At 63.2% G+C, this 15,681-nt stretch carries 15 protein-coding genes; 2 read left to right on the top strand and 13 right to left on the bottom strand.

The annotated features are described in order from the left end of the window. Positions 1-27 precede the first annotated feature (27 nt). On the top strand, positions 28-303 hold the full coding sequence (locus BT125_RS03350) for a peptidylprolyl isomerase (protein WP_019690952.1): 276 nt from the start codon (positions 28-30) through the stop codon (positions 301-303). Between the two features lie 123 nt (positions 304-426). Here the strand turns inward: BT125_RS03350 and BT125_RS03355 are convergent, their stop codons facing one another. The 8 genes from BT125_RS03355 to BT125_RS03390 form a co-directional block, all read right to left on the bottom strand. After that, positions 427-1,341, bottom strand: a complete 915-nt coding sequence (locus tag BT125_RS03355) for a sugar kinase (RefSeq protein ID WP_072405168.1) — start codon at positions 1,339-1,341, stop codon at positions 427-429. A gap of 153 nt (positions 1,342-1,494) precedes the next feature. Then, complete coding sequence (locus BT125_RS03360) at positions 1,495-2,712, bottom strand: amino acid deaminase (protein WP_072405169.1); 1,218 nt, start codon at positions 2,710-2,712, stop codon at positions 1,495-1,497. Positions 2,713-2,753: 41 nt separating this feature from the next. After that, a complete protein-coding gene (locus BT125_RS03365; protein WP_058543922.1) occupies positions 2,754-3,518 on the bottom strand; it encodes an IclR family transcriptional regulator in 765 nt (254 codons plus the stop codon). Positions 3,519-3,658: 140 nt separating this feature from the next. Next, positions 3,659-4,048: a RidA family protein gene (locus tag BT125_RS03370; protein ID WP_072405170.1), complete on the bottom strand. Its 390-nt coding sequence runs from the start codon at positions 4,046-4,048 to the stop codon at positions 3,659-3,661. A 42-nt stretch (positions 4,049-4,090) separates the two neighbouring features. After that, entirely contained in the window at positions 4,091-4,897 is an 807-nt protein-coding gene (locus tag BT125_RS03375) for an amino acid ABC transporter ATP-binding protein (protein WP_072405171.1), read from the bottom strand. Next, positions 4,894-5,556, bottom strand: coding sequence for an amino acid ABC transporter permease (locus BT125_RS03380; RefSeq protein ID WP_028236639.1), 663 nt, complete (start codon positions 5,554-5,556; stop codon positions 4,894-4,896). Before BT125_RS03380 ends, BT125_RS03375 begins: the two co-directional genes overlap by 4 nt. 9 nt (positions 5,557-5,565) lie before the next feature. Then, positions 5,566-6,228 (bottom strand): amino acid ABC transporter permease, encoded by a 663-nt coding sequence (locus BT125_RS03385; RefSeq protein ID WP_018608019.1) that lies wholly within the window; start codon positions 6,226-6,228, stop codon positions 5,566-5,568. Between the two features lie 54 nt (positions 6,229-6,282). Continuing rightward, positions 6,283-7,131 (bottom strand): transporter substrate-binding domain-containing protein, encoded by an 849-nt coding sequence (locus BT125_RS03390; protein ID WP_063321992.1) that lies wholly within the window; start codon positions 7,129-7,131, stop codon positions 6,283-6,285. Between the two features lie 341 nt (positions 7,132-7,472). Here BT125_RS03390 and BT125_RS03395 point away from each other — a divergent pair, with 341 nt between their 5' ends. Then, positions 7,473-7,919 (top strand): thioredoxin family protein, encoded by a 447-nt coding sequence (locus BT125_RS03395; protein WP_072405172.1) that lies wholly within the window; start codon positions 7,473-7,475, stop codon positions 7,917-7,919. 45 nt (positions 7,920-7,964) lie between these two features. Here BT125_RS03395 and BT125_RS03400 read toward each other — a convergent pair whose 3' ends face one another. From BT125_RS03400 to cobN, 5 genes are all read right to left on the bottom strand, one after another. Further along, positions 7,965-8,306, bottom strand: coding sequence for a YdcA family protein (locus BT125_RS03400; protein WP_072405173.1), 342 nt, complete (start codon positions 8,304-8,306; stop codon positions 7,965-7,967). Between the two features lie 54 nt (positions 8,307-8,360). Further along, positions 8,361-10,007 (bottom strand): phospholipase D-like domain-containing protein, encoded by a 1,647-nt coding sequence (locus tag BT125_RS03405; protein WP_072405174.1) that lies wholly within the window; start codon positions 10,005-10,007, stop codon positions 8,361-8,363. A 194-nt stretch (positions 10,008-10,201) separates the two neighbouring features. Then, positions 10,202-10,759: a vWA domain-containing protein gene (locus BT125_RS03410; protein ID WP_072405386.1), complete on the bottom strand. Its 558-nt coding sequence runs from the start codon at positions 10,757-10,759 to the stop codon at positions 10,202-10,204. Between the two features lie 101 nt (positions 10,760-10,860). Beyond that, positions 10,861-11,862 carry a magnesium chelatase ATPase subunit I gene (locus BT125_RS03415; protein WP_072405175.1) on the bottom strand — a complete coding sequence of 334 codons (1,002 nt, stop codon included), beginning with the start codon at positions 11,860-11,862 and terminating at the stop codon, positions 10,861-10,863. A 43-nt stretch (positions 11,863-11,905) separates the two neighbouring features. Next, positions 11,906-15,679, bottom strand: coding sequence for a cobaltochelatase subunit CobN (gene cobN / locus BT125_RS03420; RefSeq protein ID WP_072405176.1), 3,774 nt, complete (start codon positions 15,677-15,679; stop codon positions 11,906-11,908). Positions 15,680-15,681 lie beyond the last annotated feature (2 nt).

Here is a 15,681-nt window from a genome sequence, read left to right on the forward strand (position 1 = left end):
CGTCGCACCGTTCAGGTCACCGCTGCAATGAAAGCCCAAGCCCGCCATATCCTGGTGAAAACCGCCGAAGAAGCCGAACAGCTCAAGCAACGCATCGCCAAGGGTGAAGCCTTCGATGTGCTGGCCAAGAAATACTCCACCTGCCCCTCGGGCAAACGCGGCGGCGACTTGGGCGAAGTGCGGCCGGGGCAGATGGTCGGTGCGATCGATGCGGTGATCTTCAAGAAGCCCTTGCGGGTGGTGCACGGGCCGATCAAGAGCAAGTTCGGCTATCACCTGGTGCAGGTGTTCTACCGGGATTGAAACTGAGCCCGGCGCTTGTGGGAGCGAGCTTGCTCGCGATGGCGGCGACACAGTCAATATTTCTGCAAGCTGAACACCGCTATCGCGAGCAAGCTCGCTCCCACAGGCTTTGTGCCCACTTAATTATTTTGGCATCAACGCCCCTGGCACCTGGATTACCCGGCTCGCCAACAGATGCCCCGCCTCGGCCGCCTCCGCCGGAGTACCACCCAGCAGGCGGCTCGCCAGGTACGCGGCACTGAATGAATCTCCCGCCGCCGTGGTGTCCATCACACGCTCGACCCGTTGGGCGGGAATCTTATAAGACTTGCCATCGCAATGAATCAGACACGCCTCGGCACCGCGCTTGAGCACCACTTCCGGCGTGCCGAACTGCTCATAAGCGGCGAATACCGCGTCAGTGTCCGCATATCCGAATAGTGCCTGCTCGTCTTCCACCGTCAGCAGGGCCAATTCCACGTAGGGCAAGACGCTGCGATACGCCGCCCGCGCCGCCTCGATCGAGGCCCAGAGTCTTGGCCGGTAATTATTGTCGAACACCACCTGGGCCCCACGGCGACGGGCCTCGACCAGGGTTTCGATGAGCCTGGCGCGCCCCTGCTCACCGAGCACTGCCAGGGTGACGCCGCTGAAATACAGCACATCGTAATCCGGCAATGCCGCCAGGATCGGCGCGGCGGCCGGGGTGGTAAAACAGTCGCGCACCGCCGCCTCGTTGCGCCAGTAGAGGAATCGCCGCTCGCCCGCCGCATCGGTCTGGATGCAATACAGACCCGGCAGGCGTCCAGGCAAGCGCTGGACCCGTTGCAGACCGATGTTTTCTTCGGCCCAGCGCTCACACATGGCATCGCTGAAACTGTCGTCGCCCAGGGCAGTGACGTAATCCACCGCGCCCCTGTCGCCCAAGGTGCGGGACAGGTACACCGCGGTGTTCAGGGTATCGCCGCCGAAGCTTTGCAGCAGGCTGCCGTCGGCGCGTTGTTGCAGTTCGATCATGCATTCGCCGATCAGGGCGATGCGGGGTTTGGGGTGGTTCATGGGTGATCCTGATGGTTCGGTGGTGTTTGGCAGGCCGCTATCGCGAGCAAGCTCGCTCCCACAGGGGGATCGAGGCGATCACAGAGTCTGTATTCCCAGCAATCCTCTGTGGGAGCGAGCTTGCTCGCGATAGCCGCGACTCGATCTCAAGCCTTAGAAGCAAGTTTCCATGCTCTCGACCACCCGCAACTGCTCATCCACCAGACACCCCACCCGCCATTTATCGAACGTCAGGCACGGATGCGAAGTACCGAACGAAATGATGTCGCCCACCCGCAACTCAACTCCCGGTGCCACCGTCATGAACGCATGCTGGTCCATCACCGCCGTCACCCTGCAGCCGCTGACATCGTCCCCCGCCACCGAATCCGACCCTGGCTGGTAGCGCTTGAGCGGCACCGGCAATCCGGCGTCGTAGGCCACATCGCGCTTGCCCAGGGCGATCACCGCGAAGCCCGGCTCCGGCAGCGATTGCACATGAGCCCAGACTTCCAGGGCCGGACGCAGGCCTTCGTGCAGGTCGCTGCGGCGCTCCAGCACACAGCACTGGGCTTCTTTGTAGATGCCATGGTCATGGGCCACGTAACTGCCGGGACGCAACACGCTGAGGAAACGCCCGTGGGCATTCTGGGCTTCGAAGGATTCGGCGATCAGGTCGTACCAGGCCGAACCCGAGGCGGTGATGATCGGTTTGTCGATGGCGAAGGCACCGTTGTCCTGCAACTGCACCGCCAGCCGTACCAACGATGCGGCGAATGCGCGGATGCCACTGATGGCGTGGTCGCCATGGATCACCCCTTCGTAGCCTTCGATACCGGTCAACGCCAGCGCCGGTTGACTACGAATCGCCTCGGCCAGGGCCAACACCTCAGCCTCGGTCCGGCAGCCACACCGACCACCGACCACGCCATACTCGATCATCACGTTCAGCTTCATGCCGCGCGAGGCGAAGAACGTCCCCAGGTCCGCGACGTTGTCCGGATGGTCGACCATGCAATGGAATTCGAACGCCGGGTCAGCCAGCAGATCGGCGATCAGCGCCATGTTTGGCGTGCCCACCAGTTGGTTGGCCATCAGCACTCGACGAACGCCGTGGGCGTAAGCGGCACGGGTCTGCACGGCGGTGGCGAGCGTCAGGCCCCAGGCACCGGCATCGAGCTGGCGTCGAAACAGCGCCGGGGTCATGCTGGTCTTGCCATGGGGCGCCAGTTCGGCGCCACTGTCAGTGACGAACGCTTGCATCCAGCGAATGTTGTGCTCCAGCGGCGCGCGGTGCAGCACCAACGCCGGCAGGCTGACGTCCTTGAGCAGATGAGCGCCGACGGTGGTCGCGCCCTTCTCTACGCCAGCATTGGGAATGACAGAAGACATGTTCGTACTCCTCGCACGCGGCCGCTCGCAGCCGCGATTATCTATTCATTGATGCGCCGGGCCAGGTTGTTGGCGCTTTCGATCAGCACCCGGCGGTAGTCGGCGTAATTATTCTTGGCGTCGGCCCGTGGGGCGACGATGCACAGGGTAGCGATGGCCACGCCGCCGGGGTCTTTGACCGGTGCGGCGAAGCAGTGGGTGAAGGTGTCCGCGACGCTGTCGAAGGAGAAGAACCCATCGAGGCCGGCCTGGCGGATTTCCTTGAGGAATTGCTCCAAGGGCAAGCGCTCGCCGTCCGGCAAAATGAAGTCGTCGGGGTCGATCAGGTCGACGATCTGTTGGTCACTCAAATGCGCCAGCAGCAGGCGCCCGGACGCCGTCCACGGGATCGGCGCGTTTTCACCGATGTCCGATGAAATGCGGAAATGCCGCTCGCCTTCCTTCATCAGCGCGACGGTGTATTTGCGCCCGTTGAGCAGGCACATCTGTGCCGTTTCACGGGTCTGGCGCACGATCTCCTGCAAGGCCTGGTCAGCCTCACGGCTCAGGTCGAAATGCCGCAGGTGCGCCTGTCCGAGGAAATACAACTGGCGGCCCAGGTAGACGTGACCGTCCTTGCCCACCGGCTCAAGGATGCGCCGCTCCAGCAGCGACGCCACCAGTTCATAGACCGTGGACTTGGGGCTGCCGATGCCGCTGGCAATATCGTTCGGGCGCAGCGGCTGGCCGATTTCCTTGAGGAAATCGAGGATATCGAACGCCCGATCCAGTCCCCGGGCCCGGCGTTTGATGGTGTCTTCGGTCATTTATTGCATTCCCGTTCATTGGTCGTAGGAGCTGTCGAGTGTAACGAGGCTGCGATCTTTCCCCAGTCAATTGAGTCTTGAGCGAAAGCCCGGCAGATCAAGATCAAAAGATCGCAGCCTTCGGCAGCTCCTACAACGGTTCAGGCCTTTTTCTTGTAGGCGACGCAATCGATCTCGACCTTGCAATCGACCATCATGCTCGCCTGCACACAGGCCCTGGCCGGGGCGTGTTCAGGACTGAAGTATTCGCTGAACACCTTGTTGAAACTCCAGAAATCCCGCGGATCTTCCAGCCACACGCCGCAGCGCACCACGTCCTTGAGCTCATAACCGGCCTCTTCGAGAATGGCGACCAGGTTCTTCATAGTCTGGTGGGTCTGCTCGACGATCCCGCCGACAATGATCTCGCCGTTCACCGCCGGCACCTGGCCGGACACGTGCAGCCAGCCATCGGCTTCCACGGCGCGGGCGAATGGCCGTGGCTGGCCGCCGCCTGCGGTGCTGCCGGTGCCGTAGCGCGTAATGCTCATGGGTGTTTCTCCTTGCTTGGATAGATTAAAGATTCAACTGAATTAAAAGCGGGTGTTCTTGAGAAATTCCGCCAACCGCGGCGATTGCGGTCGCTCGAACAATTCTTTCGGTGGCCCCTGCTCTTCGATGCGCCCCTGATTCATAAATACGATCTTGTCAGACACCTCGAAGGCAAAGCGCATTTCGTGGGTCACCAGCAGCATGGTCATGCCGTCCTCGGCCAGGCCCTTGATCACGTTCAGCACCTCGCCGACCAGCTCCGGGTCCAGGGCCGAGGTGACTTCGTCGAACAGCATCAGGCTGGGGTTCATGGCAATCGCCCGGGCAATCGCCACACGCTGCTGCTGGCCGCCGGACAACTGGCCGGGGAAGTGATTGCGCCGCTCCAGCAGGCCGACCCGCTCCAGCCATTTCTCGGCCAGGTCCACCGCTTCGTCCTTGGGCAGTTTTTTCACCTTGAGCAGACCCAGGGTGACGTTCTGCAACGCGGTCAAATGCGGGAACAGGTTGAACTGCTGGAAGGCCATGCCGGTCATGGCCCGGTGCCGAGCGATGACCTTCTCGGGGTGGCGCACGCGCTTGCCGTCGATGTCGTCATAGCCGATGGATTCGCCGTCGAGCACGATTTGCCCGCCCTGGAACTCTTCGAGCATGTTTACGCAACGCAACAGCGTGGTCTTGCCCGAACCGCTGGAGCCGATCAACGTGACCACGTTGCCGCGCTGCATGCTCAGGTCCACGCCCTTGAGCACTTCCAATGGACCGTATTGTTTGCGCAGGCCGCGAATGTCCAGCAACGGCTGGGTGTTGGAGTGCTCCGTGTTGGAAAGATTCGAAACGTCAGTCATGGCAAGGCCACCCGCTTTTCAATGTGCCGCCCGAGCAATTCGATGGCGTAATTGATGATGAAAAAGAGAAACCCGGCGAACAGGTAAAACTCCAGGGTCATGAAGGTCCGGGCGATGATCTGCTGGGTGCTGAGCAACAGTTCGGCGACGCCGATCACCGACAACAGGGTCGAGGCCTTGACGATCTCGGTAGAGGAATTGACCCAGGTCGGCAGGATCTGCCGCAACGCCTGGGGCAACAGCACATAGCCCAGCGACTGGTAGAACGTCAGGCCGATGGCCTGGCTCGCCTCCATCTGCCCACGGGGCAGCGCCTGCAAGGCGCCGCGCACGATCTCGGCCACATGGGAGCCGCAAAACAGCGTCAGGCCCAGGACACCGGCCTGGAATGCGCCGATCTGCCAGCCCAGGGCCGGGGCCATGTAGAAGCAGGCCAGCACCAGCACGAACACCGGCGTGCCGCGGATCAGGTCGACGTAGAAACGAAACGGCGCGCGCATCCAGGTCCGGCCATAGGTCAGCACCAGGCCGGCCACCAGACCGATCAGCGTGCCCAACACAATCGCCAACAGCGAACACTGCACACTGGTCAGGAAACCGGCCCACAGGGTGTCCCGGGCGACCCATAACTCATGCAACCAACTGGGTGATTCGTACATGGGAGACTCCTAACGGCGGATCGCCAGGCGCTGCTCGAAATACCGCAGCACCATGGCAATGAGGTAACAGGCCGCGACATACAGGGCCGTGGTCACCAGCCAGGTTTCGATCACCCGGTAGCTCTCCACGTTGATCTTGCGGGCGTAATAGGTCAGCTCCGGCACGGCGATCGCCGCCGCCAGGGAGGTGTCCTTGAACAGCGAAATGAAGTTGTTCGACAAGGCCGGCAACACGTTGCGCAGCATCACCGGCACGGTGACGTAGGCTTTCACCTGCCATTCGCCCAGACCGATGGCCAGCCCCGCTTCCCGTTGCCCCTTGTGAATGCTCAACAACCCGCCGCGAAACACTTCGGTCAGGTAGGCCCCGGCGTACAGCGAGAGGGTGATGACGAACGACGGCAGCTTGTCCAGGCGGATGCCCAGGCTCGGCAAGGCGAAGTAGATCAACAGGATCAGCACCAGGATCGGCGTATTGCGGATCACCGTGACATACACCGACGCCAGCACCCGCAGAACCCGGTGCTTGCTCAGCAGCGCGAACGCCATGGCCAGGCCAATCACGCAACCGATGGCGATCGACACCAGCGCCAGGGAAAGCCCCAGGCCCAGCCCCGCCAGCAAGGTGTCGAAATCGCGCCAGACGGCGGCAAAGTTCAACTGATAATTCATGGTCGACAGTACCTTCAACGAAGCGCCCGCAAGGGGCGCCCCGGGCTCACAGGGTCATTTGAATTCAACGGGGAAACCAATCGCCGGCGACGGCAGCTCGACGCCGAACCACTGCTTGAACGATGCCGCATAGGTAGGGAATTCCACGCCGGTCATGGCTTCATGCAAGGTGGTGTTGACGAAGTTCAGCCAGTCCTGATCGCCGCGCTTGACCGCACAGGCATAGGTTTGCGGGCTCCAGGCATAGGCCGGGCTGCGGTAGCGTCCAGGGTTCTGCACCATCAGGTACTTGACCGAGGATTGGTCGGTGGCGGCGGCATCGGCGCGACCGGAGTTCACCGCCTGGTACATCAGGTCGACGCTGTCGTACTGGTCGACCTTGGCCTTGGGCAGCGCCTGGTGCACCAATTCTTCGGCGTAGACGTTCTGCAGCACCGCCACGGTGACGTCATCGCCCGCTGCCTTGAGGTCTTCGATTTCCTTGTACTTGCTGTTGGCCGGCAGCAGCAGGCCCACGCCTTCGCGGTAGTACGGCAGGGTGAACGCCACTTGCTGGGCGCGACTGGCGGTGACGGTGATGAACTGGCAGCTCATGTCGACCTTGTCGGTCAGCAGGTTGGGAATCCGCGCATCGGACGACTGCACCACGAACTCGACCTTCTCCGGGTCATTGAACAGGCCCTTGGCGACCATGCGCGCGATATCGATATCAAAGCCCTGCAACTTGCCATCCGCTCCCTGGAAGTGCCACGGCGCATTGGTACTGCCCGTGCCCACGATCAATTTCCCCCGCTGCAGCACGCTGTCCAGCTTGCTGTCGGCCGCCTGAGCGACACCCACGGCAGCCACCGTGGCCGCGAAGAGAAAAACACATGTTTTGAACAAGGAAGGTCGGCGTTGCATGGCAAGCACTCCAGAGTGAGTTTATTCCGCTATACCGGAACATGGTATGTAACAACGGAATAGACAGCAGAAAGTGTGCCACAGGCTTGCAATGCCTGGGTGAGAAAAATGGAAAGCGAATGAAATCAGGGGGATGGAAAAATCGAGCACCCAGGAACGCTCGGATCGCAGGCACACTTGCTACCGTTGGCTACGGCGTCTGGGTACCAAGGCCCCAAATAGAGTATTTGCGATCCGCTTCGCACTGAAACAGAGCAGGCTACCTGTCAACCCTGACAGTAGCGATGCCCCGCCGGGTTCCTTATCGTTCCTGTCACCGTCGAGGTACAAGGGAGCCGGCCATGAGTTCGCTCATTACTCACGTAGCGTCACAAAAGGACTACCGCCAGGCCCTCAGGACCTGGCGTCCGGTGATTTTTTACTTCGGTCATCCACACTGCTACGCCTGCGGCTGGGCCGAACCGGTGTTCTGCAAGGTGGCCGAGGCATTCCAGGATAGAGCCATCATCTACAAATTGAGCACCCACGAATCGCCCCGGCATCCGGAAGTCAGCGGGACACCGACCGTGCTTTTCTACAAGGATGGAAAGTTGTGCCGCAAGCTCAAGGGCATCGGCGACCAGCCCTCGCTGACGCGCAACTTTGCCGAACATGTCGGCCGGACAAAGCCTCGGCGCTCGTTTCGCCCGATGCGCCATGACGTGAATTGGCTGCGGCAGCGGTTCCAGACTTTGTGCACGGCGGGTCGAGGGCGAGCGCTGATGAGGATGCGGGCAGCGTTTCGATAACAGTGGGGGCAAGCTCTCCCACAATTGTTCGGCGGTGTGCCTGGTCTATTTGCGCTTGTAGCTCTTGCTGCCGCCAGGCGTGAGGCAATAGACCCCGCCCCGGGGGCCGACGCAGTAATTGCCACTGCCGCACTGGCAACCGTCGGCGGACTTGAGCAGCGACTGCGGGCGCGCCTCGTTCCGAAGCCCCAGCACAGCGGAACAGGACCTCTTCGAAGCACTGATGGAGCCGTCATTGCAGAGGAAGGTATCGCCGTCACATCCGGCAATACCGCCCTTGCGCCCGGAACACGGTTGATTGGCGGCAAGGGCCGAAGTGCCCAGGGCCAACAACAGGATCGCGACACAGGTGCGAAGTGAGGCGGACGTTCCGTGACAGCGTTTCATGACAGCTTCCTGGCTGATAGATGGCCCTATGCTAGCACCTGATCATCTGCTGCGCTAATGCCCGCAAAACCTCACTCTGGACAACATCCGCAAATCCCCCTCGCGGTAATAGTCATCACTCCAGCTGTCATCCACCGCCAGTGGCTTGACCTGCTTGAGGGCGAGTTTTTTCGCGAAGTAGCGAAAGCGGTAATGCTCATAGAAACGCAGCAGTTCCAGACCGTAGCGGTCGGCCAGGTCGGTATCACCCTGAATGATCAGATAGTTCTCGTCGTTGCCGCTGCTGGCGGCGGCGCTGAGGTTGTGGCTGCCGCTGAGGATGGTCGGCGAATCACTGGTGAAGTCAGTGACGATGGCTTTGGTGTGCACCAGTAGATTGCCCTTCTGGCCTTTCATGTTTTCCCGCAGCCAGCCTTCCAGACCAATGTTGAGCAGCGCGGTGGCGGCGAATTCGGCAGTGCGGTCGGCATGAAAACCGGTGATGCGGCTCTTGGTGTTTTGCAGGCCGTAGCGCAACACATCGTCATTGGGCTGGCCGAGCAAGGCGTCGAGGATGCGGTCGGGCAACACAAAGGCGGTGACGAACAACAGGTCCTTTCGTGCCCCCTTGATGATGTCGACGAAGCGATCCAGATCGCCCTCCCCGGTGCGCGGCGAGAACCCGGCGAACAACGCTTCTTGCGGGGCCATGGCATTGTTCAGGGTCAGCCACTGGCGAGTGGCATCGACGTCCTGGGGCGTTGCCCAGATTTGCTCGAATACCTGGAGATAGCTGCTGCTGATCCGAGGGTCGTCCAGCACATGCACGACGTTGGCCTGGCGGTAGACACCGTTGGCGGTGAAGTTGGTGCTGCCGCACAGCACGGCTTCAGGTCGCAATGAGCCGCTGGCCTCCACCTTGCTCAGCACAATGAATTTGTTGTGGAAAATGTTGTGGGTGATCCGCCCACGCTTGTTGGCCGCCGGCATGTTTTCGAGGCTGGCTTCGTTGCGCGCCGTGGTGTCGTCTCCCGGCTCGGCGTGATACAGCACCCGCACCTTGGCGCCGCGAGCGTGAGCGGCAGTCACCGCGTCGACGATCACCGGCAATTCGTATTCATAGATGGCGACGTCCAAGGCCCAGCGGGCATCCAGCGCCCGGTCGATGAAACCGGTCAAGCGCCCCAGCAAGCCGTTTTCCAACCAGCGACGTGGTGCGTCGGGCCAGTCATCGATGGACAGGTGCTTGTTGGCATCGAGCAGCGCGTCCACTTCGGGAAACTTGCGCTGGAACGCCTGGCTGGCGGCCACGGCACGGTTGAAGATGACCCGCTGGTTGGCCGGCTGCCCGTCGTCGCTGGTGACGGTGACGGCCAGGGATTCGCCCAATTGCGGTGCATCGGGGCTGCCATAGGCCAGGTGCACGCGATAGTGGATCGTCACGCCGGGGTTGACGGCGTAGTCGGCCCAGCGAAATTTCTGCAGGGGTGCCTTGTCGCTGGGGGTGGCGTGGAACTGGGGAAAGGTGTGGGCCTTGTCGGGGAACGTCAGGCTGTTGAACAGGAACAGCCAGGGCTTGTCGCCCTGCTGTTTCTCGATGGCAAAACCCAGCAAGCCCTTGCGCCGGGATTCGGCCAGATCCATGGCGAGCAGCACGCCGTTGGTGCCGGCATAGGCCTTGACCCGAAAATCGTCCTGGGGGTTGGTGACGAGTACGCGCATGGTTCACTCCTGTGACGGGCTGCCTGAGCATAGTGCAGTGATGCGGGTCAGGTGGGCAGGTCATTGGAATCGAGGGGAGGCCATCGCGAGCAAGCTCGCTCCCATAGGGGGCCAGGTGTTCATCATTCATGTATTCACAAAACAGTGTGGGAGCGAGCTTGCTCGCGATGGGGCCCTGACAGTCACAGAGCCTTTCAATCCGCCTCATCGATATGCCGATACTCAGCCCCCAACCGCCCCGCCAACTGCCGGGCCCGGCCCAAGCGAATCGGGCCGCGCTCGATGTCGATCAACAGGCACGGGCAATCCAGGGAGGGCAGTGACGGTCCCTCTTTGACACGCCCATCGGTCATCACCAACACCCGCTGTTGCTCCGCCGGGAAGCGCTTGCGCCGGGCCATCAACCAGCGTCCGGCCTCGTTCAGCGCCGCCAGTAACGGTGTACCGCCGCCGGCACCGAGTCCCTCGAGCCAATCCCGCAGCCCGGCTGAGGCCTTGAACCCTTGCACCTGCCAAGTCGGAACGGTACCGCTGGCGGTCAACAACGCCAAGCGGGCCCGCTGCCGGTAGGCGTCGTCGAACAGTTGCGCCAACAAACCTTTGCCATCACTCAAGGCACCCTGCCGACGGGTCGAGGCCGAGGCATCGACGATGACCAGCCACAACTCATGGGGCGAGCGCTGGCGGCTGTGAAAACGCAGGTCTTCCCGCAGGCGTGGACGACCATTGAGCAACGTTTCCGGCCAGTTCACCGCACCGCTGGCCGCCACTTTGCTGCGGCCCTGGCGGCCCTGGTCGAGTCGCCCGGCACGGGGTCTGGCATTCGCCACCGCCGACGAACGGGGGCGAATGCCTAGGGCTTTTTTGGCCAGCTCGGCACATCGCGTCGGGCCCCGGTTGGCAACGCCCGGGCCGGCAGGTCGCCCCATTGGCCTTGGCCGTCATTGGATTCAGTGGTTTTTTCCGCCCCTGCCCCGGTCGGCGCCTGGGACGGTGCCGGTGCCGAATGCCCGCGGCGCCGATGGCGCAAGGCAAACTCGGCGACCGCATCGATGTCCTCATCGGCAATCCCAGCAGCACCGCGCCAGGCCGCATGAGCCCGGGCCGCCCGCAGCCAGACCAGGTCGGCGCGCAAGCCATCGACCCCGGCGGCAAAACAGCGCTCGGTGATTTGCGCCAGCGTCCCATCATCCAAGGCGATCCCGGCCAATCGGCTGCGCGCCTGTTGGCAACGTTCACGCAGCTGCTGTTGGGCGCTCTCCCACTCCGCGCAGAACGCCGCCGGATCACTGTCGAAATCCAACCGCCGCCGGATGATCTGCCCGCGCTCAGCCGGTGCGGTGTGGCCGTCGAGGGCGACGTTCAGGCCGAAACGGTCGAGCAGTTGCGGGCGCAGCTCGCCCTCTTCCGGGTTCATGGTGCCGATCAGCACAAAGCGCGCCGGATGCCGATGGGAAATGCCGTCGCGCTCGATCAGGTTGATGCCACTGGCGGCCACATCCAGCAGCAGGTCCACCAGGTGATCGGGCAGCAGGTTCACCTCATCGACATACAGCACGCCACCGTCGGCCTTGGCCAGCACGCCGGGAGAAAACTGCGCGCGCCCTTCCCCCAGGGCCACGTCCAGATCGAGGGTGCCCACCAGCCGCTCTTCGGTGGCACCGAGAGGCAAGGTGACAAACTGACCACTGGCCAGCAGGTCCGCCAGGCCCCGGGCCAAGGTGGACTTGGCCATGCCACGCGGGCCTTCGATCAGCACACCGCCGATTTTCGGGTCGATCGCCGCCAGGCACAGGGCCAGTTTCAGGTCATCGGCGCCGACTACGGCGGAGAGCGGGAAATGGGGTTGGGTCATGGTGAATGTCTCATGAATGTGCGAGGTTCCTGTTGTCCTCATTTCAGCCATCCTCCTCGATGTCCAACAACAAATTCTCCAACGCCTCGCGATACTCCCCCGGGTCCTGCCACATCCCCCGCTGCTGCGCTTCGAGCATGCGCTCAGTCATGTCCCGCAGGGCGTCGGGGTTGTGCTGGCGGACGAAGTTCCGGGTGTCCGGATCGAGCAGGTAGGCATCGGCCAGCAAGGCGTACTGGTGATCGTCGATCAGTTGCGTGGTGGCGTCGAAGGCGAACAGGTTGTCCACCGTCGCGGCCAGTTCGAACGCGCCTTTATAGCCGTGCCGCTTCACGCCGTCGATCCACTTCGGATTGGCCGCGCGGGAACGGATGACCCGGTTGAGTTCTTCTTTCAGGGTGCGAATTCTGGGCAAGTCCGGCTGACTGTGATCGCCATGATAGCTGGCCGCGGTTGCCCCGCTGAGGGTCTCCACTGCCGCCAGCATGCCGCCCTGAAATTGGTAGTAATCGTTGGAATCGAGCAAGTCGTGCTCGCGGTTGTCCTGGTTCTGCAACACCGCTTGCACCTGGCTCAGTCGCCGGGTGAACTGCTCCCGGGCGGCGGTGCCTTCATCGCTGCCGCCGTAGGCGTAGCCGCCCCAGTTCAGGTACACCTCGGCCAGGTCTTCGCGACTCTGCCACAGGCGACCGTCGACAGCCCCCTGCACACCCGCGCCATAGGCGCCGGGCTTGGCGCCGAAGATCCGCCAGCCGGCCTGGCGCGCCGCCGTTTCTGGCTCCAGGCCCGACGCCAACAAGGCTTCACGTTCGCCGCGGACCTTGGCCGCCAAGGGGTTCATGTCGTCCGGTTCATCCAGGGCGGCTACGGCCTGCACGGCGGCATCGAACAAACGGATCAGGTTGGCGAAAGCATCCCGGAAGAACCCGGACACCCGCAGCGTGACATCGACCCGCGGCCGGTCCAGCAAGCTCAACGGCAGGATCTCGAAGTCATCGACCCGCTGGCTGCCCGTGGCCCACACCGGGCGCACACCCATCAGCGCCATGGCCTGGGCAATATCATCGCCGCCAGTGCGCATGGTGGCGGTGCCCCACACCGACAGGCCGAGCTGGCGCAGGTGATCGCCATGGTCCTGCAAGTGCCGCTCAAGGATCAGGTTCGCCGACTGGAAACCGATGCGCCACGCCGTGGTGGTGGGCAGGTTGCGCACGTCCACCGAGAAGAAATTGCGCCCGGTGGGCAACACATCGAGGCGCCCGCGACTCGGCGCACCGCTGGGGCCGGCCGGCACGAAACGCCCGCTCAAGGCATCGAGCAGGCCATGCATTTCCGCCGGGCCGCAGGCGTCCAGGCGCGGAGCCACGACAGTGCGCAGGTTTTCGATGATGCTGCCCACCGTCTCCCAGCCCGGCGCACTGAGCTGCTCGACCACACCGTCCAGTGCCTGCTCGATCAACTGCGCTGCGAACAGCTCCAGGCGCTCGCGGGTATCGCCGGCGGTGCGCCAAGGCTCGGCGCTGATCCGGCGCAAGGCCTCGGGACAATCGCCCGTCCAAGGCTCAGCCAGGGCGCAATCCAGCGGATCGAAACCCAGCCCGAACGCCTTGGCCAGCGCCCGCAACAAGCTCGATTGCGCGCCCTTGCCGTCGCCCCGGGGAATGCGCAACAACGCCAGCAAGGTGTCGATGCGAAGCCGTCCGCTGGGCGATTCGCCAAAAATGTGCAGGCCGTCGCGGATCTGCGACTCCTTCAAATCGCACAGGTACGTGTCCAGGCGTGGCAGCCAGATCGCGGCGTCGGCGTCACTGTCGAGGGCCGCGTCAAGCTGCAGCTCGCGGTCGATGTGGGTCTCGCGCACCAGATTGAGGATGTCCCGTTGCAGTTCCCGGGCGCGACGCGGATCGAGCAATTGCGCCTCATAGTATTCGTCGGCCAGCAGTTCGAGGTTACGCAGCGGTCCGTAGGTTTCGGCCCGGGTCAGCGGCGGCATCAAGTGGTCGATGATCACCGCCTGGGTGCGACGCTTGGCCTGGGCGCCCTCGCCCGGATCATTGACGATGAACGGATAGACATTCGGCAGTGGCCCCAACAGCACGTCCGGCCAGCAATTTTCCGAGAGCCCGACGCCTTTGCCCGGCAGCCATTCGAGGTTGCCGTGCTTGCCGACGTGGATCACCCCGTGAACGCCGTAGGTGTGGCGCAACCAGAAATAAAATGCCAAGTAACCGTGGGGCGGCACCAGGTCCGGGTCATGGTACACCGCGCTCGGATCGACCTGATAACCCCGGGCCGGCTGGATGCCGACGAAGGTCAGGCCCAGGCGCAGGCCGGCGACCATCAGGCGGCCGTCGCGGAACATCGGGTCCTGCTCGGGCGAGCCCCAGCGCGCGAGCACCGCTTGGCGATTGGCCTCGGGCAGCGCGTCGAACATGGCCAGGTAGGCATCGTGGGCCAGGCTCTGGTGGCATGGCCGCAGGTCGAGGCTGTCCAGGTCGTTGCTGACGCCGCCGAGCAATTGCTGGATCAGCGCGGTACCGCTCCCAGGCAATTCGGCCGGCAGTGGATAGCCCTCGGCCTGCAAGGCCCGCAGGATATTCAAGGCCGCCGCCGGCGTATCCAGGCCAACGCCATTGCCGATGCGTCCGTCCCGGGTCGGGTAGTTGGCGAGGATCAGCGCCACACGCTTCTGCCCATTGGGCAGGCGCGCCAGGGTGGTCCAGCGCTGGGCCAGCTCGGCGACAAAATCCATGCGTTCGGGTACGGCGCGATAGCAGACCACGTCGCTCTGGCTGCGCTCACTGCGCCAGGCCAGGTCCTTGAAACTGATGGGGCGGCTGATGATCCGACCATCCAGTTCCGGCAAGGCAATGTGCATCGCCAGGTCTCGCGGGCCCAGGCCCTGCTCGCTGGCACGCCAACCCGGTTCGTTGTCCTGGGCGCAGATCGCCTGGATCACCGGGATGTTGCGACGGAACGGTCGCAGGTGCGGCGCCTCAGGGCTGGATTGAGCGAAGCCGGTGGTGTTGAGAATCACCCCGGCCTCCACCTCATCCAGCCAATCTTCGACCAAGGCCAGGCAACCGGGCTCCTTGAGGCTCGCCACGGCAATGGGCAACGGGTTGAGCCCCGCCGCTTGCAGGCGCTGGCAAAACACGTCGATGAATGCAGTGTTCGCCGCTTGCAAGTGGGAACGATAAAACAGCACCGCCGCCACCGGTTGCCCGGCGTTCCACTCGGCTTGCCAATCGCCGAGGCTGGCGCTGGTTTTTTCCGGGTGATAGATCGCCGTACGCGGCAGGGTCTGCGGCTCGGCCCACGGATAATCACGGCCGAACCATTGACTGCCGAGGTTGTGAAACAGGTCCAGGGCATTGCCCAGTCCACCCTGGCGCAAGAACTGCCAAAGCCGGTCGCGGTCCTCGACAGCCACGTTGCTCAGGTCGCTGAGTTCCGGGTCCGGACGATCATCTCCCGGCACCAGGATCAGCTTCACCCCGCGCCCGGCCAGTTCCATCAGGCGCTCGATGCCATAGCGCCAATAGCCGATGCCGCCGTGCAGCGACAGCAGGATAACCTTGGCGTGACGCAGCACATCTTCGAAATACAGATCCACCGAGGCGTGGTTCTGCACCTGCATCGGGTTGGCGAGGCGAAACTCGGGATAATCCCCCGGCAACTGCTTCGCCGCTTCGGCCAGCAGCGCCAGGCTGGAGTCGCCGCTGCACAGGATCACCAGCTCGGCGGGGGTTTGCCCCAGGTCGGCTATGTTGTCATCCGACACGAAACCGCCGGGCTGAGTCCTGAGCAGGTGCATGG

Source organism: Pseudomonas sp. NFACC04-2 (assembly GCF_900119265.1).
In the GTDB taxonomy this organism is placed as follows: Bacteria; Pseudomonadota; Gammaproteobacteria; order Pseudomonadales; family Pseudomonadaceae; genus Aquipseudomonas; species Aquipseudomonas fluorescens_AA.